Origin of the sequence: Nitrospira sp. (assembly GCA_029194675.1) — a bacterium.
In the GTDB taxonomy this organism is placed as follows: domain Bacteria; phylum Nitrospirota; class Nitrospiria; order Nitrospirales; family Nitrospiraceae; genus Nitrospira_D.
In genome coordinates, this window is the sequence record JARFXP010000002.1 from 692,739 (window position 1) to 712,814 (window position 20,076).

A 20,076-nucleotide genomic window follows, 5' to 3' on the forward strand; every position below is an offset into this window, starting at 1 on the left:
GTTTCCTCCGGAACTGAGCCGCCCTTCATGACCGAGAGCCGGCGCGCGCCGCTACGCTGAGACAGGCCCATAGCAAAGAAAGTTACATGACCATGGCGTCCCCAGTCACGTCACCTTCCGTACCATCCAAGGATTCCGCAGATGAACGGCGAGAATGGATCAGAATCGATGACCGGGTGCTGATGGAATATCGTTTGCTGACCGATACAGGAACCGTCAATTCTGTCGAGACAGGCAGCACCGCTCCGGAGATGATTTCAGCAGCAGTCACGAAGCCGACAGCGGATCTGCTCGCGCGCACTGGAGAGTCATTGATCGGCTCACCGGTGCTTCCATGGATCATGAAAGTCGATTACCTGCTCGAAGTCATCCTCAATTCCCTTGCGACGATCGCGCCGTCAAGTGTCGTCATGGCGAGGCTGACGAATGTCAATTTGAGTGGAGGAGGGGTGGGCTTCGCATCCTCCCGCGAATTCGCTGTCGGCGACCGAATATCGGTCAAGATGATCCTGCCTCCGTTTACCCCCATCCACACCGTGGCTGAGGTTATCCGATCGACATCGGACCCCCAGGGACAGGGTTGGATTCTTGCCACGGAATTCGTCGAGATCAGTGCAAACGATCAGGAGCACCTCATCCGTCACATTCTTCTTACACAAGCCGAACGATTGAGAGCACGCCGGATTTCCGTCTTGTAGAAACCGATGGTTCCTGAAGATACCGGTTATGCCGCTTGGGCAGGAGGGGCATTGAGGAGCTGTAGCAGCGTCTCTCCCATCCTCTCCAGCGCGGCGGCGGCAGGGGAAGAAGGGGCGTACTGAACCACCGGCACGTAGGCTCGTACCGCTTGTTCCATCGCAGGGTCTTCGGGGATTTCACCCAATAAGGTTAAGTCACCCCCAACATACTCCTTGAGCAACTTCCTAAGCTGCAGCACATTGACGCGAGCCCGCCCTGAGACTCGATTGAGGATGAGGGTTGGCTGAAAAGTTCGCAGAGTGTTTTCAGCAGACGCCCGGCCGGATTCATCGGTCTTGCCCGCCACGTCCAACACCTCTTCCACACTGTTGTAGTCTCGATTGGTAAACTCCTCTGGCATGACATCCTGCATCACGAACATTGACAAGACACGACGAATCGCCGCCAGCTTGATGAACCTGTAGAGATCCAGGACAGAGGTCGGGTCCGGGGTTGCGACAGCGAGGTGATGGTCAGCCATCAGAAAAAAATCGAGCGCATGATAGCCCGTTCCCGCTCCGATATCGATGATGATCACGTCCGCTCGAATATGCTGAAAATTCCGGATCAGGCGCATCTTCTGTGAATAGGCCATGTTGGCCGTCGCCAATGTGTCCCCGGTGCCCGGAATAATCCGCAAGTTCGGGTGAACGGAGAGACGTTGAGCCAGATCATCCAGGTGCTCGATTCGATGGTTGAGGAAGTCGGTCAGGGTGAACGACGGGTTTAGGAGACCGACCAGCACATGCGCATCGGCGCCGCCGACATCGAGGTCTGTGAGCACTACCTGTTTTCCCTTCCGTGCCAAAACGAGAGCCAGGTTGACCGAAACTACACTTTTCCCCACCCCGCCTTTTCCCGATGCGACCGATATGACACATGCCATTGAGTTCAGTTTCTATTGGTTTGAGCCTGGTAGCACATACTGTGTCGGTCAGTCGCGCAGAAACATGAATACACATCATCCATCAGAGTGGAACCGGTAAGAAGATAAGGTTGTAGGCCGACATCCGCCTCTACTGGGTGCTCAAGTTTTGGAACCGCTACGCCGATACCTCAATCGTCATGAATAATGAAGTACCGACAGCAGCAGCGATCCACACTGTGGAGACCACAGCACGGGAGGGGGAAATTCTGACCGTGATGGAGGTGGCTCGGTTTCTGCGGGTACCGAAGTCTACAGTCTATAAGCTCGCCCGAGTTGGCGATCTGCCGGCGTCAAAAATTGGAAAGCATTGGCGCTTCCTTCGCCGTGATATCCATGAATGGATGCATGGTCGGTCTCGGCAAGCCTAGCGATCCGAGAGTGGCTGTTTGGTTCATCGGCAGAATGATTCGACTGCCGTCCTCGGCCGACAAGTCTCCAGGCCATGAGTGGAGGCCTATCTTGTCGGCGATGCCCTCCCAGGACAAGCGTTTTCCAAGCACCTCGATCATTCCTCACTCATGCAGGGAAGTCGGCAACGCATCGAGCCTTTCCGGCTCAGGTCGATCGGCGAATGTGCCGATATCCGACGAAGCGCCGAGAGGCCCTGGAGAGGTTGAACCGTCCTATCATGGACAAGACCGTGAATCATCGTGGCTGTGACGGTAGGAGAAGAAAAAGGAGGGGCTATGTTGGCCGATCCAAACATGAAAATCCTTGTGGTCGATGACATGGTGACGATGAGAAGAATTGTCAAGAATATCCTGAAGCAGTTGGGATTCGCCAATATAGATGAGGCAGAAAACGGACAAGAGGCGCTGCAGAAGCTGCGAGCAGACACCTTTGGCTTCGTTGTGTCCGACTGGAACATGCCGGTCATGACTGGTATCGACATGCTCCGTGCGATTCGAGCAGACGAGAAGCTCAAAACAACGCCTGTCTTGATGGTGACCGCCGAGGCGCAACAAAGCAACTTGGTCGAGGCAGTGCAAGCGGGCGTCAACAACTATATCGTCAAGCCATTCACAGCCGAGACTTTGCAAGAAAAGATTGCGAAGATTTTCAAGTAACCCGTGATCAAACAGATCCGTGTTCACACTGGGATAGGGAGCAAGGTTGTGCATAATCAAGAACATAAATTGTACGAGGAACTCGGAGCCTTGACTCGTTTTGTGGACAACGCGATGAAAGCCATTTCGGTGGTTACCCCGCAGATCATTTCCAGTAGTACCCAGCTTCCAACCGCCGCCTCCCATTTGAGCGACCTGAGCAAAATGACGGAAGATGGCACACTTGAGGTGATGCGTTTGACGGAGATGATTCAGGATCATCACGGGCAGATCGCCAAAGATCTCTCCTCGGTCGTCGAAGTCTTGCAGGCGATGGATTGCGCGACTCTTGCAGGACGTCTCCAGAACGTGACCTCTGTTCTCGCTCGGGACGGCAAATGTCTGACGGAGATCATGACCGCTCTGTCCTTTCAAGATCTGGTGGCTCAACGGGTGAAGAAACTTGTTTCGATTCTCGACGAAGTGCAAGGAAAGCTGAAGGAGCTAGTGGTCCTGTTCGGATTTCAGGAAAGCTGCGAGGCTGCACGTGATGCGGGCACAGCCGGACACTTACTCAAACAACTCGAGGAATCGAAAACGACCGTCATGAAGCAGAAAGTCGCCGACGACATCCTGGCTCAGTTCGGATTCAAATGAGGCGTCCGTATAATGGATATTGCAACAGTACTCGGGATCGTGATCGCGTTGGGTTCCATCGTTGGAGGGCAAGTACTGGAAGGCGGCCACGTGAGTTCGATCCTGCAGCTGACTGCCTTTATCATCGTGATCGGTGGGACGGCCGGAGCGATCTGTATCCAGAATCCGCTGCCGGTCGTTATCAAGGCGGTCGGCGCCCTGTCTCTGGCGCTTTCCAGCCATCACATCGACAATAAGGGAACGATCAAGTTGATTTTGGATCTCGCAAACCTCTCGCGAAAGCAGGGGTTGCTGGCGCTCGAGGGAAAACTGAAAGACATCAAAGATCCCTTCATAAAGAAAGGAATTCAACTGATCGTTGACGGTACCGAACCAAAAGCTGTGCATGAGATTCTCGAAATTGAAGTGGAACACCATGAGGAACAAGGTATGATCGCGGCCAAGGTCTGGGAAGCAGCCGGAGGATACGCACCGACCGTCGGCATCCTCGGCGCGGTTCTGGGGTTGATTCATGTGATGGAAAATCTCGCCGATCCCTCGAAACTTGGCAGCGGGATCGCGGTCGCGTTCGTCGCCACGATCTACGGCGTGGGGGCGGCGAACCTCTTCTTCCTTCCCCTTGCCAACAAGATCAAGCTGAAGCTGAAAGAGGAAGCGGGGGGCCGCAACCTGATCATCATGGGGCTCGTTGGACTCGCTCATGGCGAAAATCCTCGGTTGCTGCAAGAAAAGTTGGAGAGTGTCCTTCCACACAGCGAACGTACGAAAGAGACAAAGAAATGAAACGTGAAATGTGAAAAGTGAAGCGGCATGCTCCAAGCCTGGGTCGAACGTCTCACCCCTTCACGTCTAACGGTTTACGCGCTTATGGCCAAGCACAAACACGAAGAACACGAAAATCACGAACGCTGGCTAGTCTCGTATGCCGATTTCATTACCTTGCTGTTTGCGTTTTTCGTCGTAATGTACTCGATCTCGTCGGTCAACATCGGGAAGTACCGAACCGTCAGCGAATCGATCAAGGCGGCGTTGAATCCGCTCGCTAACCACTCGGGTGCGAATCAGGTAATCAGCGTCGGCGAAGCAAAACTAGCGCTGCAAGGGCGGAATCTAACCGACGCCAAGGAAGTCATGATTCGCCGTATCCGCCAACTGACCCAAGTCATTAAGGATAAGCAACTGAAAGACATGGTGGCGTTCGTCACCGTCGTGCAGACGATCAATGGAGACATCGTAATTACGATCCCTGATCGACTCCTGTTTAACAGTGGAGAAGCGACTGTCAGAGCGGAAGCCCTGCCTTTTCTCGAAGGATTAGGCGGAGCTATCCTGGAAATGAACCGGCATGCCCGCGTCGAAGGACATACGGATAATGTTCCAATGCGGACAGCACAATTTCCTTCCAATTGGGAGCTGTCGGCCGCTCGGGCAGTGATGGTTGTGCGGGTATTGTCGGAACTCTACGGAGTACCGGCGGATCACCTGGCAGCCGTGGGGCATGCCGATACCAGACCCGTGACGGCCAACTCGGATGCGGAACAGAGGGCCAAGAATCGTCGAGTCGAAGTCGTCATTCTTGAGCAAGCGCCTCCGGCTCCCGTGCTCCCGTCCGAGGATGAGACGGATATATCCAAGCAATCGACAGAAGAAATGCCGCCGAGCGCATCGCAGGCTGGTCCTGAGTTGCTCGGCGAAGGCCGACTCCGGACGCCGTAGGCCTATCGCAGGTTCCCACAGGCAGCCCGACTCTCAAGTCTCGTTTAAATGCAACCGACAGTAAGTGTCAGTGACCTCAGAGAAGAGGTTTCACGATCGATGACAACAGAACTGGCTGCATCTCAGACGCAACGGACTGAAGATCAGAATCCCAGACACCTCGCCCCCAAGTGCGATCTCACCATTTTTGAGGTGGCAGAATTCAAGGAATCTCTGGTGAAGCTGTTTGCAAATGATGGGTTGGTGTCATTGGATCTCAGCGGCGTTGCGCGAGTGGACACAGCGGCGATTCAGCTGATGCTGGCCGCGCGCAAGCAAGGACGCATGATCGTGATGGGTATCTCCGATGACCTTCAGACCAAATTGAATCAGTTGGGATTGACCGATCCTCTGAGCGAGTGAGGCGCATGACAAGTCAACCAGCTTATCCAAGATCGTGACGGCGATGCAGTTTCAGGATATCACGCGGCAAAAGCTGGAACACGTTGGGCGAGCGTTGGATCGATGGAGCCGGCATCTCCTGACGCTGATGAAGGGACCCGAGGACGACAGTGGGAAGCAGGAGGTGGCTGCCCTGGAACTGATTAAGCAGCACTATACCATGGAGGAGGAGGAGGAACGTCGCGTGCATGCGACGGCGGTCGATCCTGATTACGGAGAACCGGTGCCCATGGACATGTCGAGCAACGAACCCGATCTCGTCGCGCTCTGTTAGAGCGAAGTCCGATGTTACTGCAATAGGATTCTGTCGCCGATGTCGGAGGGTCGCCATGGGCAAGACTGCGCTGATCGTCGATGATTCACCCACTATGCGTCAGCTGGTGTCGTCTACCTTGACGAATGCCGGTTTTACCGTCGTCGAAGCAGAGCATGGGAAAGATGCTGTAAATAAAGTTGCAGCAGAGCCCAAGCTGGATATCATCGTGACCGATCTGAATATGCCGGAGATGGACGGGATCACGCTCATCAAAGCATTACGGAAATTGAACGCGTTCAGATTCACACCGATCCTCATGCTCACGACCGAGTCAGCGGCTGACAAGAAACAGGCAGGAAAAGAAGCCGGTGCGACGGGCTGGATCGTCAAACCGTTCAACCCGGACATCCTGCTGAAAACGATCGCCAAGGTATTGCCGGTATAGCGGCGCGAACGTGCCTTTCGAGAAGCGTTCGCGTCGGAGTTTCAAGTTGAAAGTTCCAAGTTTCACGATGGAACCAGAAACCTGAGACTTGAAATCCGAAACGTGAAACCTGCCAACGAAACGACGCACGTCTCGCTGAGTCAAACGGGCCTTCGGAAGGACAAAGCAGAAGATGAGCAACGAGTTCGCACAATTTCAGGACGCGTTCTTTGAGGAGGCTGCCGAGCATCTCGCGGTCGTCGAAGAAGGGCTGCTGGAATTGGAACAGCATCCAGAGGATCTCGACCTGCTCAATAAGGTCTTTCGCTCGGCCCATTCGATCAAAGGCACAGCCGGCATGTTCGGCTTTCATGCGGTTGCGGAATTTACCCACAAGATGGAGACGTTGCTGGATTTACTGCGGAATGGGCGGAGGGCGGTTTCTCCCTCCATCGCGGGTCTCCTCTTAAGGGCAACCGATTGTTTGAAAGCGTTGATCCAATCAACGAAGTCAGGCGCGGCAATTGACGACGAAACAGTCCAGAGACTCGCTGGAGAGTTGGCCTCATCGAGAGCGTCGGACTCGCAGGCGTCGGCAGTGAATGTGAATAGGAAAAGTGCGCAACCTGTTTCAGACGAGAACTGTGGTGGAGATCAGACTTTTGTGATCAAGTGGACCCCTCCGGAATGGCTATTTCAACGAGGGCTCGACCCGCTTCAAACGTTCAAGGAACTAAAAAGCATTGGTGTCCTGACCGGAGTCACGCTCGATATGTCTCGACTACCGGGTCTTGACTGCATCGATCCGGAGACCTGCTACCTGTCATGGACCATGCAACTGACAACGAGCAAGGATCAGAAGGTAATCGAGTCCGTCTTTGAATTTGTCAGAGGAGACAGCGCGTTATCAATTCGGCCGATTGAAGGCGCGGGAGACCGATCGCAGAACCTTGTAACGGAGGCAGGCTTCTCTGTCGAACCAGAAGACCCCAAACCGCTCGGGCAAATTCTCATGGAAGGCGGCTTGGTCTCTCCCGACGAGCTTGATCACGCTCTGGGACAACAAAAGCGGGTAGGCGAAATTCTTGTCGAGCAAAATGTGGTCACCCAGCAACAGGTCGAGCAGGCGCTGCAGAAACAACGTCAGCAGGAATCTGTCGCGCAGGCCAAAAAAACCGATGCCACATCCATCCGCGTTGATACGGCAAAGATTGACAAGCTTATCAACTTGGTGGGTGAGCTGATGATCACCCAGTCTATGTTGAGCGATTTGGGGGCTCGATTCGAGATGCGCCATTTGCCGGTGTTCTTGGAGCGCATGGTGGAACTGGAACGGAACACTCGAGAAATTCAAGAACGTGTCATGAGCATTCGCATGTTGCCCATCGGTACCGTATTTGCCAGGTTTCCTCGGCTTGTGCGAGACCTTTCGACCAAAACAGGCAAGAAAATCCAACTCATCCTGTCCGGAGAAGAGACGGAATTGGACAAGACGGTCATCGAATCCATCGGCGATCCGCTCATACACTTGGTAAGGAACTCGGCCGATCACGGATTGGAGACTCCGGATGAGCGATTGGACAATAATAAGCAAGAGGTCGGGACGATCCGGCTCAGCGCGTTCCATGAGGGCGGAAATATCTGCATCACCGTGGAAGACGATGGGCGTGGATTGGACCGCGACAAGATTTTGGCGAAGGCGAATAAGCAAGGCTTGATCAGCGAGAACGATAACCTGACTGACGATCAAATTTGGCCGTTGATCTTCAAGCCAGGGTTTTCCACCGCGGAGACAATAACGGACGTGTCCGGTCGTGGTGTGGGTATGGATGTGGTAAAGCGAAACATCGAAAGTCTGGGAGGGACGGTCGGTATCAAAACCACCAAAGGCAAGGGTGCCACGTTCATACTCAAGCTGCCGCTGACGTTGGCGATCATTGACGGCATGACGGTGCGGGTCGGCAAGGAAACCTACATCGTGCCGCTGCTGTCCATACTCGAGTCGATCCAGCCCAAAGCCGAATTGACCAAGACCGTGGTCGGCAAGGGCGAACTCATTAATGTTCGAAGTACGTACATCCCGATAGTGCGATTGTACGAAGTCTTCGCGAGCGAGCCCCAGTATACGGATCCCAAGGAGGCAATTCTGCTCATTCTGGAGACGGAAGGGGAACGGGTGGCGATTATGGTGGATGAAATTCTTGGACAACAGCAGGTTGTCATCAAAAGCATGGAGCAGAATTTTCGCAAGGTCGAAGGCATCGCCGGCGCAACGATTCTTGGAGACGGCAGGGTCGGGTTCATTGTCGATGTGCGTGGCGTGCTTGAAATCGCTCGCCACGGCAGCCCGGTTGCGGCGTAATCTTTCTGATGCCATCCCAGCGGTCGACTTGAAATCTGTATGCGATTTCAAGGAGGGCGATTTCAATGCGCTGTCCATTCCGAGGATGCGGGAAGGCTTTCTAAAGGACGACCGATATATCTGTGACCGTATGTATAGTGCAGAAATCTGGACGGGCACCGACTTGCCGGATCAAGCAGCGATGCTGAAGAGCCGGAGAGACAATCGTGAAAGGAGCATTCCATGTCAGGAATGGCTACGGACAAGAAATTCAATGATCTTCGCCGGCATGCGGCGTCGCAACTGGACGGCGGTCAGTTTTTGACATTCAGTCTAGGAGAAGAGCTCTATGGTGTCGATATTCTCCGTGTGCAGGAGATCAAGGGGTATGCGGCCGTGACCAAAATTCCCAATACACCGCCTCATATCAAGGGAGTTGTGAATCTGCGCGGAACCATCGTGCCCATCGTCGAGCTACGGACCAAATTCGGTATGCCGACAATCGACTACACGGCGTTTACCGTCATCATCGTGGTGGTGGTGCGGGACAAAGTGATGGGGTTGGTGGTTGATGCGGTATCGGACGTGCTCGACATCGAGAAAAAGGATATTCAGTCGGCGCCGGATTTCGGGAATAAAGTCGACGTGACGTTCTTAAACGGGATTGGAAAGTCCGGTGACAAACTGGTGTCGCTGTTGGACATCGACCGATTGTTACTGGATTCAGCCGGGAAAGATTCATCGATGGATTTACCTGTGGCGGCCGCAACGTAAGGAGTCGGACCGAGCGCCATGTCCGGTTACTAAGCCGGCGGCCATGCCATAGCGGAAAGTGATCCTTTATGGCAAAACGTGAACGAAGATCTGGTCAGCCGCCGGTCTCAAAACAGATTCGATCATCATCGGAGCGTCGGCAGTAAATCGAGATGCGAGCGTACGAGTTGTGTACAGCCCGTGGCTATCGACAGGGCTATGATCTCGATGATTGGCTCGATGCCGAACGAGAAATCGACCGCGCGACGTAGCCTCCCTCTCTTCCTTTCGTCTATACCGTATTATCAATTAGTTGATTTGAGCAGGGGCTTGCGTAGGGCCATATGGATTTGACGGATGATGCATGGCGCGTTATCCTGCCGTCCCGTGACCAATCACGGTTGTCAGACGACCACTGAAGCTAGTGTCAGTCCCCATCGAAGTTATAGCCCTCCATCTCCAAGCATTCTCGGTCCTTCGATCATAGGCCTTGTCGCGTTTCTTGGCTTCAATGGCTTCTACCTTGCTATCTCAGGGCAGGCTTCCATGACGATTCTCCACGTATCGACCCTTGCAGGCTTTTGTCTTATGTTGGCGGGACTGTGCCGGTGGATCAGCAGGTTTCCATCTGAAGCTGCCCCGACTGAAGAACGATTTCGCCGTCTCTTCGAATATGCCGCTGTCGCTATGGCGATTGTCGACTCCGACAAACGGTTCGTCCATGTGAATCGGGCGTACTCCGAGCTGCTCGGATACGACACACTCGAGCTTCTCGGCAGACCCTTCACTATGGTGGCGCATCCGGAAGATCTACCGGAACATCTTGTATTGTGGGACGAGGTGTTTCGTCGCAACGAGTGTTCAAGTGCTGAAGACAAGCGGTACATCCATAAAGACGGCCGTGTCATCTGGGTCCGAGTGACGGCCAATCTATTTAAACCATCGGATGGTACGGCACCTCTCGTCATGGCCGTCGTCGAAAACATCATCGAACGCAAGCAGGCAGAACAGGTTCTACGGCAAAACGAAGCGCGATTGATCGAAGCGATTCCTCAGCAGGTCTGGACCGCCCGTCCGGACGGCACATTAGATTATGTGAGCCGGCGCGTGCTGGAGTATTTCGATGTTCCGGCAGAGCGACTGCTCGATTGGGAATGGCAGTCTGTGCTCCATCCTGACGACCTGCCTGCCTGTATGACGGCGTGGACTGCTTCTCTGCAGACTGGGGAACCCTATGAGATTGAGTTTCGTCTCAGACAGGCGGGTATCGGCACCTATCGCTGGCATCTGACCCGCGCCCTGCCGATGAGAGACGAAGCAGGTCGGATCGTCAAGTGGATTGGGACAAACACTGACATTACCGGACGCCGACAGGCCGAAGAAGCCATTCGGGAAAGCGAGGAACGGTTTCGAGTCCTTGCCGACACGGCGCCGGTTCTAATCTGGATGTCAGGCCTCGACAAACACGTCAGCTATTTCAATACCCGCTGGCTGGAATACACCGGCCGAACTATGGAAAAAGAGCTGGGAGGGGGTTGGGTCGAGGGGGTGCATCCTGATGACGTTGATCGCTGCTGGAATATCTATTCTGAAGCGTTCGATCGCTGTGAGCCCTTTGAGCTGGAATACCGCTTACGAAAGGCCGATGGGCAGTACGGCTGGTTGCATGAGAGCGGTGCGCCTCGGTTCCTTCCGGGCGGAACGTTTGCTGGCTACCATGGCGCCTGCATTGACATTACGGCGCGAAAGCTGGCGGAGGCGGAGCTGCGACGAGTGCATGATGAATTAGAGCAGCGGGTCAGTGAACGGACCGCGCAGCTGGCGCTGGCCAATCGATCTCTTCAAGACGAGATTGCCGAGCGGAAGTACGTGGAGGAGGCGGTACGCGACAGCGAACTGCGGTACAAGCTGCTGACGGAGGCGACGTTCGACGGTATCGCCATTCACGATCAGGGGATCCTGATCGAGGTGAATACCGGTTTGGAGCGGATATTCGGGTACGGACCGGGTGAACTCATCGGCCGATCCCTATGGGATCTCGTCGCCGACGAATCCCGCGATCTGGTCCTGGCCAATATGCAGAACGGCGTGAACGGGCCCTACGAAGCCATGGGGCGTCGCAAAGACGGTTCCACTTTTCCTGGTGAAGTCGTAGTCAGGCCCTGTCGTTATCGTGGGAAGGGAGTTCGACTGGTGGCGGGCCGTGACATTACCGAGCGCAAGCACTTGGAGGCGGAGCGGTTCCGCCATACGGAAGAGCTGGAGCAACAGATTGCCGAACGGACCGCCGAGATCGCCAAGCTGGAATCGCAGCGGGCGCAGACGGAAAAACTGGCGGCGATGGGCCGCTTAGCCGCCGGGGTCGCGCATGAAATCAATAACCCGATTGCCGGGATCAAGAACGCCTTTACGCTCGTGAAACAGGCGGTAGATCCTGCCCATCCTCACGCCGAATTCGTCGGCATGATCGATCGTGAGATCGCTCGCGTCGCATCCATCGTCCAGAACATGTATCAACTCTATCGACCGGAGTCCGGCAAGGGGGAGACGGTGGAACTCCAGTCGATGATGAACGACATCGAGGCGCTTTTCTTCAAACGGCTGCAACAGCGCCGGCTCGATCTGGCGATCGATGTGGATCCGGGTATCGACCGGCTCCGCGTACCGCGAGGGGATTTGCTGCAAGTCCTGCTGAATCTGCTGAATAATGCCATCGATTGTTCCAGCGACAGCGGTACGGTCACACTGGCTATCCGTGCGGAGCCGGATACGATACGGATTGCCGTGTCCGACCAAGGGCCAGGCATTCCCCCAGAGCACTTCCCGCACATCTTCGACCCCTTCTTTACGACAAAGACGGGGGGAGACCAAAAAGGCATGGGGCTGGGGCTTTCCGTCTCTCAGAGCCTGGTGATGGCGATGGGCGGCAAGATCGAAGTTCAGACTCAGCCGAATGACGGATCGACGTTTTCGGTCCTCTTACCGCGCCACACGGCTGTGGCTTGTACGCAAAATCAATCAGATATCATGAAGGAGGTCGTGACCCCATGATCACTGAGGCACCACGGGTATTGCTCGCCGATGATGAAGAAACGTTTCGTCGCTCGACGGCGCGGCTTTTGGAGCAAGAGGGGTATCATTGCGATTGCGCCCAAGACTCGCAGGAAGCAAGTACGCTCCTGACGAGTCAGCATGATGCCCTCATTACGGATATTCGTATGCCAGGCAATATGCAATTCGAATTTCTCCGGGATGTCCGCACCCGGTTCCCTTCGCTTCCGATCGTGCTCGTGACCGGCTACCCCTCGGTCCAAACTGCCGTGGAATCACTCCGCATGTCGTTCACGGACTACTTGCTGAAGCCGGTCGATTGGCCGGATTTGCTTCGTGCGGTAGGCGAAGCCGTGAAGAGGACCAGCCTTCTGCGTATGACCGCTGCGGTTCGAGAAGAAGCGAGTCGACTGGTTGCTTCCTTGGAACATGTGCAGGAGAACCTGCCTCGACTGGGAAGCGGGGCCAACGAACGAGAACTGGCATGGTCGCTCGATGCGTTCCTTTCCCAGAGTTTCGCACAGATGGCCGTCTTGTCTTCCAGGATTCGGTCAGTTCTGACGAGCCAATTGCAAGGCGGTGCTGAGGAACCTACGGATGTTTGCCGTACGATGCAATGTCCAAGACTGGATGCGTATCGGGAGGCGCTTGAGAGTACGGTTGAGGTGCTGGTGCAGACCAAGCACCCTTTACGATCCCAGGACCTAGCACTTTTACGGAGTAAAATCCAACAGTTACTCCGCGAGGATGCATGAATTCAGAATCGTCTCCCATTCCGTCGATTGCCGGGTCGACATCGTGACCAATCCGGCATCGCTCGCGAAGGGCGGTCGCTCCTCACGCATGTAAGGATTGCGTCGGCGGTGTTCTTCCCGAAGCACTCCTTCCCAAGGCTTTCCGCTTTTCCTGACCGCGGGCTCGTCTACCGTCACCACTTAAGGTTTCCCATCCCGAACCGATAGAGTGTGGGGCAAGACGTAGGCTGCCGATGTGAACGTTCGGCTTGAATCGCCTTAACGGGCAGGAGAGTGACCTGCAAACTGAAGGCGCACCCAGGAGACACTCGAAACAAAGCGTCTCGTGGATGCGTTTTTTTACTGGTGAACCGCATCGCATTTGCAACCCCGCTGGACAAAAAGAGCGCGCCCGTGAACGAGTTCCCAATTTGTGGATCAAATTCAAATGGATTGCCACGTTTGAAATGATGGAAATGCTCCCTGTGTGGTTTGGGCAGCGGCCATGTTCGGTGTGGCTCAGTTGAGCGCACGCAATGGAACGGGCATAGCAGACGCGGAGGTCCACGAAGGCCTGGCTGACGGAGCTTGAGGGAGGTCCTATGAGCGAAAGGTTCAGTAATTTCAAGATCAGATCGAAACTGCTGTGCGGGTTCGGGGTCATCGGACTACTGCTCGTCATCATCGGCGGCTTGTCCATCGTGGGCATGAATCGGCTGAATGGGAACACGGAGTTTATCTATAAGACGAACGTGATGGGGGTCACGGTCATGGGTGATCTGCGCGCACAGATGCTGCGCAGGAGCAACTTCGTCGTATGGCACATTCTGGCGAACGACTCGGCCACGATGGCCGCGCGGGAAAAGAGCATCGCGGAACTCGACAGTGAAATAGAAGACCTCTTGGCGAAGTATGTCCCGCTCATCGTCACGGAACCTGAACAAAAGGTATTTGAAAAATTAAAGGCCGGGATCCCCGAGTATATGGAAGTCCGCAAGAAAGTGTTGCAACTCAGCAAGAACTTCAGCAAAGACGCGGCAGCAGAGGTTCAGAAGACCGAGCTGGCAGGGAAAATCGACGTGCTCTATGACGCAGTCGACTGGTTGGTCGACGAAAACAAGAGACAAGCGGAGGAAAGTTATCGATCCGGCCACGATCTCAGCACGAACCTGAATTGGGGCATGGGGGTATTGAACATCAGCGCGATCCTCATCGGCGCATTCACCGTATGGTTTGTCTCCAAGCTGATCAGTAAGAACTTGCTGAATGTGCTTGACGCGGCACATAAACTCCAAGGCGGCCAATTGACCCACCGCTCGACGGTCACGACACAGGACGAAATCGGAGAGTTGGCGCAGGCGTTCAATCAAATGGCCGAGGCGTTGGCCCAGGCAGCGGGCAAACAACAGGAGATGATGGAGGAGATGCAGGCACGCATCGACATCATGAACACCACAAGCATCGTTTCGGAAGCCGACCTCAAGGGCGATATCCTCACCGCCAACGAGAAATATCGTGAAATCTCCAAGTACTCAGAAAATGAATTGATCGGTAGTCCGCACAGTATCACGCGCCATCCGGACATGCCGAAGGAGACCTTCAAGGCCATGTGGAAAGCGATCGGCCGGGGAGAGATCTTTCGGGGCGTCATCAAGAACCGCGCGAAAGACGGTACACCCTATTATGTCGATGCGGTGATCAAGCCGATCATGGGTTCGAACGGCAAACCCCGGAAATACTTGGGTGTGCGCTACGAAATCACGCAGTACGAGCTTGCGCGTCAGAACATGAAGGGCATCGTCGATGCGATAGATGCGTCCTACGCCACCATCGAGTTCGATCTCAAAGGCAACGTCCTCACGGCCAACAATGTGTTCTTGCAGACGATGGGCTACAGCCTGGACGAAATCAAGGGCAAGCACCACAGTCAGTTCGTCGAATCGTCGTATAGTGGATCGCCCGAGTATCGCGCCGTCTGGGAGAAGCTCGGGCGCGGCGAGCGAGAGGCCGGTCAGTACAAATGCATCACGAAGAGCGGCAAGGAGGTTTGGGTTCAGTCCAGTTACAACCCGGTCATGGACGAGATGGGGCGGCCGTTCAAAGTGCTGCAATTGGCTGATGACATCACGGGACAGAAGCAGGCGCAGGTCGAAGTGGAAAAACTGATTGTCGCCGCGGCAGCCGGCCAGCTGTCGGAGCGCATCAAGGCCGATCGGTTCGAGGGTACGGCCAAGGTGCTCACCCAGAGTTTCAACCAGCTCCTTGATGCCGTCGCCACGCCCTTGAACGAAGCCCAAGCCGTGCTCACCGCGTTGGCGAGCAACGATCTCACCAAGACGCTGACGGGGGTTTATCAGGGTGAATTCGAGCAGATGAAGACCAGCTTGAATGGCGCGCTGACGAATCTAGCCACGACGATCGCCGCCGTGCGTGAGTCGGTGGAGGCGGTGGCGACGGGTGCCGAAGAGATCACAAAGGGCAACGAAGACCTGTCGCAACGGACCAGCGAACAGGCCTCGGCGCTGGAAGAGACCAGTGCCTCAATGGAGGAGATGACGAGCACGGTGAGGCAGAACGCGGACAATGCCAAGCAGGCCAATCAACTGGCGGTGGCTGCTCGGGACACGGCGGACAAGGGCGGGGCGGTCACGAAACGGGCCGTGGATGCGATGGGGGAGATCAACAAGAGCAGCAAGAAGATTGCCGACATCATCACGGTGATCGACGAGATCGCATTCCAAACAAACCTTTTGGCATTGAACGCAGCGGTGGAGGCGGCGCGGGCGGGAGAACATGGGCGCGGGTTTGCCGTGGTGGCGGCGGAGGTGCGGAACCTGGCGCAGCGCTCGGCGACGGCGGCCAAGGAAATCAAGGGCCTGATCAACGAGTCGATTCAACGGGTGAACGACGGCAGCGAGCTGGTCAATCAGTCGGGGAAGACGCTGGAAGAAATTATGAGCGCGGTGAAGCGGGTGGGTGACATTATTGCTGAGATCACGGCGGCGTCGCAGGAACAGGCGAGCGGGATCGATCAGGTGAACAAGGCAATCATGGCGATGGACGAAACGACACAGCAGAATGCGGCCTTGGTGGAGGAGACCACGAGCGCCAGTCAGTCGATGAGGAGTCAAGCGGCGGAACTGCTGCGCCGAATGGCGTTGTTCAAGATCCAGAGGATGTCTGAGGCAGAGAAAGCAGAGAACGTGGCAATCGCTAGTGTGAGGGAACATACTGCGCGGTCAATCGACCGCGCGTATAACCTTCGGGAACGGAAACTGGCATTGCGACCACCTCAAACGATTGCGCCAAAGAACGCCATGGTCGTTAGCGGAGGGGATGCCTCCCAGCGGTCGGAGGAGTTCGAAGAATTTTAACGGGGGATTGCTCAGTCGAAACGGATCTCGGTAGGAGGTTCCCCTTCATGACATCACGTAGTTCTGTCTGGGCCTCAACCTAACCATCCGAAGGTTTGCGCAGAGTCGGATGCCGCATAGCACCTTCCGGCGTGCTCCATCAGCCTGTTTCCGTCCGCTTCGTTTAAGATTTGCTCTCGACAGACCGATAGAGCCCTATGCACGGGTGCGTCGCGTCAGCCGACGGCGTGCCTTGTTCGTCACAGGCTTTGACCGCCATGGAATTCGCCATCTCGACAGAGGAGTATCAACGCTTTCGGAGGCTCATCTACGACAAAAGCGGAATTTCGCTTGGAGACCGAAAACAATTGTTGGTGAAGTCCCGCTTGTCCAAGCGATTGCGCGACCTCCAGTTGTCGACCTTTTCAGAGTACTACGATCTCGTCCTGAGCGATCCGAAGGGGGAAGAATTCACCCGTCTGCTGGATCTGATCTCAACCAATAAGACCGATTTCTTTCGTGAGCCGAAACATTTCGATTTTCTCCGTGACAGGATTCTTCCAGAATTGGCGGAAGAAAAGCGCATCCGCATCTGGTCGTCTGCATGCTCGACCGGTGAAGAGCCCTATACGATCGCCATGACGCTCTTCGAACATGCGCAGAATCCCGCCCAATGGGATTTTAAGATACTCGCTTCGGATCTTTCCACCCGAGTATTGGATAAAGCGGCAGCCGGTACATACAACGAAGACCGCTTCCGTGATGTGCCGTCGGAGGTGCTGAGGCGGCATTTCTTACGCGGGCTGGGGGCCAGCGCGGGTCTCTTCAAGGTGAAGCCGCACCTTGCCGCGGTGATTCAGTTTCGTCGACTCAACTTGATGGACAGTCAGTTCCCCATCAAGAATCCTCTAGACCTGATTTTCTGCCGGAATGTCATGATCTACTTCGACCGGCCGACTCAGGAAACATTGATCGAGAAGTTCCACCGCCATCTGAAGCCGGGCGGCTATCTCTTCATCGGGCATTCCGAGAGTCTCCAGTGGGTGAATCACGCGTTCAGATCGTTGGCTCCGACGATCTATCAGAGGGAACACTGACATCGATGGCGCTGATCCAGACCGATCACTTCGTCCATATTCGGCGGATGCGTGACAGTCGTTTCCCGCACGAAATTGCCGCGATCCTGCCTGGAGAATTCTTTGTCAGCCCGGATCCCATGATTGTCTATACCGTGCTGGGTTCCTGCGTGTCGGCTTGCATTCGTGATCCGGTCGCCGGTGTCGGTGGGATGAACCATTTTATGTTGCCGAAACCAAAAGAGGTGGAGAATGACTCATGGGGCGAGTCCACCAGATACGGCTCATACGCGATGGAGTCGTTGATCAATGACATTATCAAGCGCGGAGGGAACAAGAGTCGCCTGGAGATCAAGTTATTCGGGGCAGGACGAATTTACGAGGGCAACATCGACGTGGGTGCCAGGAATGCAGAGTGGGTCCTGGACTATCTCCAAGCGGAAGGACTGACCGCTTGTAAGACGGACCTCGGGGACATCTTTCCGCGGAAAATATACTACTTTACCGAGTCGGGGCGAGTGCTCATGAAGAAGATTGAGCGCGTGAAGAATCACACGATCGCCGAGCGCGAGCACGAATATGCGGCAAAGATTCAATCAAAGGAACAAGCGCCGGTTGAAGACGTGACGCTATTCTGATGGAACAAGAAACCAGCGGCCTCTATCCTCGATCCATGGGGATGGGCTAACGGTGACCGGTCATGAGGAATCGATGAACAAGATTCGCGTCTTGACGGTCGATGACTCGGCATTGATGCGGCAAGTGCTCGCCATGTTGCTCGAGAAAGATCCTCAAATTGAGGTCGTCGGCTCGGCGCCGGATCCCTACATTGCGAGGGAGAAGATTAAGGCGCTGAACCCCGACGTGCTGACTCTCGATGTGGAAATGCCCAAGATGGACGGACTCACATTTTTGGAGAAACTGATGCGTGGGCGCCCAATGCCGGTGGTGATGGTGAGTTCACTGACGGAGGTCGGCTGCCAGACGACATTGCGCGCGCTTGAACTCGGAGCGGTGGATTTTATTGCCAAGCCGAAGATCGATCTTCGGGAAGGAATGGAGGAGATCGCCCAGGATCTCATCACCAAGGTCAAAGCCGCCGCAGTAGCTCGGGTAAGGGGCAAGGAGGTAGGGGGGAGGGATGAGCAGAAATCCATCACCTCTCATCCTTCACCTCTCCCCTCCGGAAGCGCCATGATCAAAACAACCGATACCATCATTGCCATTGGTTCTTCTACCGGTGGAACGGAGGCTGTGAAGGAGATATTGGAAAGACTCCCGCCGCATACCCCACCCATCCTGATTACGCAACATATGCCGGAACGATTCACGAAAACATGGGCCGACCGGTTGAACCGTCTCTGTCGGGTTGCCGTCAAAGAAGCGCAAGACGGAGACAGTGTCTTGCCGGGACATGCCCTGATCGCTCCAGGTAATTTCCATATGACGTTGGTCAGAAGCGGGGCTCGGTACACGGTGCGGATCAATCAAGATCTCCCGGTCAATCGCCACCGGCCGTCGGTGGATGTCATGTTTGCTTCAGTGGCCCGCCACGCAGGGGGCAATGCCGTCGGGATCATCCTGACGGGGATGGGAGGCGACGGCGCCAAAGAAATGTTGACGATGAAACAGGCCGGTGCCCTCACGATCGCTCAAGATGAAGCGAGCTGCGTCGTGTTCGGGATGCCGAAGGAGGCCATCAAGGCCGGCGCGGTCGACAAAGTATTGCCGCTGGATGGCATTGCCGGAGCCATTCTTGCATACGTCGGACGCTGACGACGCTGGAGTCTCTATGCCGATTACTCAACGGGTATTGCACGACGCCACCGTGATCCACATTGACGAGGTGTTCACCTACCGCAATCGCAAGGATTTTTCGACTGCGGTGATGGCGTTTAAGGAATCCCAAAGCCGGCACCTCATCGTCAATCTGCACGAGGCGACCTATATCGACAGCGCGGCGATCGGGCTGTTGGCGTTAACGTCCCAGCAACTTATGGCGGCAGAACGACGACTCAGCCTGGTGGGTCCGCAGGGTACGGTGAGACAGATTCTGGAGATGGCGAACATCGACAGGATGATGGCGGTGTTTCCTACAGAGGAAGCGGCGGTTGCAGCCCGGGGCTCGTGAGAACTCGATGCGAGCCGATCTCGACTGATCCGAAGAAGGAGGTGCTCATGACGATGCAAACAAAAGAACGACCCGTTCCAAACGGGGTCATCCTCGAAATGGCGGGTGATCTGACCTATGCCAATCGTGAACAGTTTAAGACGGCGGTCGAAGCCATCAGGCAGAAAGGTTGCCGGCATCTGATTTTAAACATGGCTGAGGTCCGATTCGTAGACAGTTCAGGACTGGGCTTGCTGGCCCTCGTCTCTCAGAATTTTAAACTGAGTCAAGGGAAAGTGAGCATGTTGAAGCCGCAGAGCTATGTGAGGGAAATCATGAGCTTGGCGAATATTCAGAAGTTGATCCCAGTCTACGACAACGAGCAGGACGCGTTGACGGGACATCAGCAAGCCGCGTAGCCAAACCGTGACACCGCCCGTCGGAACAGACAT

At 55.3% G+C, this 20,076-nt stretch carries 21 protein-coding genes; 19 read left to right on the forward strand and 2 right to left on the reverse strand.

The genetic code is table 11. The features are described 5' to 3' along the window. Window positions 1-86: 86 nt before the first annotated feature. Entirely contained in the window at window positions 87-698 is a 612-nt protein-coding gene (locus tag P0120_12230) for a PilZ domain-containing protein (protein ID MDF0675085.1), read from the forward strand. Between the two features lie 26 nt (window positions 699-724). Here P0120_12230 and P0120_12235 read toward each other — a convergent pair whose 3' ends face one another. Together P0120_12235 and P0120_12240 are read right to left on the reverse strand one after the other, a co-directional pair. Next, window positions 725-1,624 (reverse strand): P-loop NTPase, encoded by a 900-nt coding sequence (locus tag P0120_12235; GenBank protein MDF0675086.1) that lies wholly within the window; start codon window positions 1,622-1,624, stop codon window positions 725-727. A gap of 332 nt (window positions 1,625-1,956) precedes the next feature. Next, window positions 1,957-2,175: a hypothetical protein gene (locus P0120_12240; protein MDF0675087.1), complete on the reverse strand. Its 219-nt coding sequence runs from the start codon at window positions 2,173-2,175 to the stop codon at window positions 1,957-1,959. 177 nt (window positions 2,176-2,352) lie between these two features. Here P0120_12240 and P0120_12245 point away from each other — a divergent pair, with 177 nt between their 5' ends. From P0120_12245 to P0120_12330, 18 genes are all read left to right on the forward strand, one after another. Continuing rightward, a complete protein-coding gene (locus tag P0120_12245) occupies window positions 2,353-2,733 on the forward strand; it encodes a chemotaxis response regulator CheY (protein MDF0675088.1) in 381 nt (126 codons plus the stop codon). A gap of 48 nt (window positions 2,734-2,781) precedes the next feature. Beyond that, the gene (locus P0120_12250) at window positions 2,782-3,369 is read left to right on the forward strand and encodes a protein phosphatase CheZ (protein ID MDF0675089.1); all 588 of its coding nucleotides are present in this window, start codon (window positions 2,782-2,784) and stop codon (window positions 3,367-3,369) included. A 12-nt stretch (window positions 3,370-3,381) separates the two neighbouring features. After that, on the forward strand, window positions 3,382-4,152 hold the full coding sequence (locus P0120_12255) for a flagellar motor protein (protein ID MDF0675090.1): 771 nt from the start codon (window positions 3,382-3,384) through the stop codon (window positions 4,150-4,152). Window positions 4,153-4,179: 27 nt separating this feature from the next. Beyond that, entirely contained in the window at window positions 4,180-5,085 is a 906-nt protein-coding gene (locus tag P0120_12260) for a flagellar motor protein MotB (protein MDF0675091.1), read from the forward strand. Between the two features lie 99 nt (window positions 5,086-5,184). Continuing rightward, on the forward strand, window positions 5,185-5,487 hold the full coding sequence (locus P0120_12265) for an STAS domain-containing protein (protein MDF0675092.1): 303 nt from the start codon (window positions 5,185-5,187) through the stop codon (window positions 5,485-5,487). Window positions 5,488-5,530: 43 nt separating this feature from the next. Then, on the forward strand, window positions 5,531-5,800 hold the full coding sequence (locus tag P0120_12270) for a hypothetical protein (GenBank protein MDF0675093.1): 270 nt from the start codon (window positions 5,531-5,533) through the stop codon (window positions 5,798-5,800). A gap of 55 nt (window positions 5,801-5,855) precedes the next feature. After that, window positions 5,856-6,227 (forward strand): response regulator, encoded by a 372-nt coding sequence (locus tag P0120_12275; GenBank protein MDF0675094.1) that lies wholly within the window; start codon window positions 5,856-5,858, stop codon window positions 6,225-6,227. Window positions 6,228-6,399: 172 nt separating this feature from the next. Further along, window positions 6,400-8,568, forward strand: coding sequence for a chemotaxis protein CheA (locus P0120_12280; GenBank protein MDF0675095.1), 2,169 nt, complete (start codon window positions 6,400-6,402; stop codon window positions 8,566-8,568). A 222-nt stretch (window positions 8,569-8,790) separates the two neighbouring features. Further along, window positions 8,791-9,321 (forward strand): chemotaxis protein CheW, encoded by a 531-nt coding sequence (locus tag P0120_12285; protein ID MDF0675096.1) that lies wholly within the window; start codon window positions 8,791-8,793, stop codon window positions 9,319-9,321. A 152-nt stretch (window positions 9,322-9,473) separates the two neighbouring features. Next, a complete protein-coding gene (locus P0120_12290; protein ID MDF0675097.1) occupies window positions 9,474-9,572 on the forward strand; it encodes a DUF2934 domain-containing protein in 99 nt (32 codons plus the stop codon). A gap of 274 nt (window positions 9,573-9,846) precedes the next feature. Beyond that, a complete protein-coding gene (locus tag P0120_12295) occupies window positions 9,847-12,351 on the forward strand; it encodes a PAS domain S-box protein (protein ID MDF0675098.1) in 2,505 nt (834 codons plus the stop codon). Further along, window positions 12,348-13,106, forward strand: a complete 759-nt coding sequence (locus P0120_12300; protein ID MDF0675099.1) for a response regulator — start codon at window positions 12,348-12,350, stop codon at window positions 13,104-13,106. Before P0120_12295 ends, P0120_12300 begins: the two co-directional genes overlap by 4 nt. A 581-nt stretch (window positions 13,107-13,687) precedes the next feature. After that, window positions 13,688-16,459: a methyl-accepting chemotaxis protein gene (locus P0120_12305; protein ID MDF0675100.1), complete on the forward strand. Its 2,772-nt coding sequence runs from the start codon at window positions 13,688-13,690 to the stop codon at window positions 16,457-16,459. A 257-nt stretch (window positions 16,460-16,716) separates the two neighbouring features. After that, window positions 16,717-17,535, forward strand: a complete 819-nt coding sequence (locus P0120_12310) for a protein-glutamate O-methyltransferase (protein MDF0675101.1) — start codon at window positions 16,717-16,719, stop codon at window positions 17,533-17,535. A gap of 5 nt (window positions 17,536-17,540) precedes the next feature. Beyond that, entirely contained in the window at window positions 17,541-18,152 is a 612-nt protein-coding gene (gene cheD / locus P0120_12315) for a chemoreceptor glutamine deamidase CheD (protein MDF0675102.1), read from the forward strand. Window positions 18,153-18,225: 73 nt separating this feature from the next. After that, complete coding sequence (locus P0120_12320) at window positions 18,226-19,290, forward strand: chemotaxis response regulator protein-glutamate methylesterase (protein MDF0675103.1); 1,065 nt, start codon at window positions 18,226-18,228, stop codon at window positions 19,288-19,290. A 16-nt stretch (window positions 19,291-19,306) separates the two neighbouring features. Beyond that, a complete protein-coding gene (locus tag P0120_12325; protein ID MDF0675104.1) occupies window positions 19,307-19,645 on the forward strand; it encodes an STAS domain-containing protein in 339 nt (112 codons plus the stop codon). Window positions 19,646-19,692: 47 nt separating this feature from the next. Continuing rightward, window positions 19,693-20,043: an STAS domain-containing protein gene (locus P0120_12330; GenBank protein MDF0675105.1), complete on the forward strand. Its 351-nt coding sequence runs from the start codon at window positions 19,693-19,695 to the stop codon at window positions 20,041-20,043. The last annotated feature ends 33 nt before the right edge of the window (window positions 20,044-20,076 follow it).

Excerpts from the sequence above, each read along its gene's own strand:
- P0120_12230 (MDF0675085.1), top strand. The coding sequence starts at position 87 with ATGACCATGGCGTCCCCAGTCACGTCACCTTCCGTACCATCCAAGGAT.
- P0120_12235 (MDF0675086.1), bottom strand. The coding sequence starts at position 1,624 with ATGGCATGTGTCATATCGGTCGCATCGGGAAAAGGCGGGGTGGGGAAA.
- P0120_12240 (MDF0675087.1), bottom strand. The coding sequence starts at position 2,175 with ATGATCGAGGTGCTTGGAAAACGCTTGTCCTGGGAGGGCATCGCCGAC.
- P0120_12245 (MDF0675088.1), top strand. The coding sequence starts at position 2,353 with ATGTTGGCCGATCCAAACATGAAAATCCTTGTGGTCGATGACATGGTG.
- P0120_12255 (MDF0675090.1), top strand. The coding sequence starts at position 3,382 with ATGGATATTGCAACAGTACTCGGGATCGTGATCGCGTTGGGTTCCATC.
- P0120_12260 (MDF0675091.1), top strand. The coding sequence starts at position 4,180 with ATGCTCCAAGCCTGGGTCGAACGTCTCACCCCTTCACGTCTAACGGTT.
- P0120_12265 (MDF0675092.1), top strand. The coding sequence starts at position 5,185 with ATGACAACAGAACTGGCTGCATCTCAGACGCAACGGACTGAAGATCAG.
- P0120_12270 (MDF0675093.1), top strand. The coding sequence starts at position 5,531 with ATGCAGTTTCAGGATATCACGCGGCAAAAGCTGGAACACGTTGGGCGA.
- P0120_12275 (MDF0675094.1), top strand. The coding sequence starts at position 5,856 with ATGGGCAAGACTGCGCTGATCGTCGATGATTCACCCACTATGCGTCAG.
- P0120_12280 (MDF0675095.1), top strand. The coding sequence starts at position 6,400 with ATGAGCAACGAGTTCGCACAATTTCAGGACGCGTTCTTTGAGGAGGCT.
- P0120_12285 (MDF0675096.1), top strand. The coding sequence starts at position 8,791 with ATGTCAGGAATGGCTACGGACAAGAAATTCAATGATCTTCGCCGGCAT.
- P0120_12290 (MDF0675097.1), top strand. The coding sequence starts at position 9,474 with ATGCGAGCGTACGAGTTGTGTACAGCCCGTGGCTATCGACAGGGCTAT.
- P0120_12295 (MDF0675098.1), top strand. The coding sequence starts at position 9,847 with ATGACGATTCTCCACGTATCGACCCTTGCAGGCTTTTGTCTTATGTTG.
- P0120_12300 (MDF0675099.1), top strand. The coding sequence starts at position 12,348 with ATGATCACTGAGGCACCACGGGTATTGCTCGCCGATGATGAAGAAACG.
- P0120_12305 (MDF0675100.1), top strand. The coding sequence starts at position 13,688 with ATGAGCGAAAGGTTCAGTAATTTCAAGATCAGATCGAAACTGCTGTGC.
- P0120_12310 (MDF0675101.1), top strand. The coding sequence starts at position 16,717 with ATGGAATTCGCCATCTCGACAGAGGAGTATCAACGCTTTCGGAGGCTC.
- cheD (MDF0675102.1), top strand. The coding sequence starts at position 17,541 with ATGGCGCTGATCCAGACCGATCACTTCGTCCATATTCGGCGGATGCGT.
- P0120_12320 (MDF0675103.1), top strand. The coding sequence starts at position 18,226 with ATGAACAAGATTCGCGTCTTGACGGTCGATGACTCGGCATTGATGCGG.
- P0120_12325 (MDF0675104.1), top strand. The coding sequence starts at position 19,307 with ATGCCGATTACTCAACGGGTATTGCACGACGCCACCGTGATCCACATT.
- P0120_12330 (MDF0675105.1), top strand. The coding sequence starts at position 19,693 with ATGACGATGCAAACAAAAGAACGACCCGTTCCAAACGGGGTCATCCTC.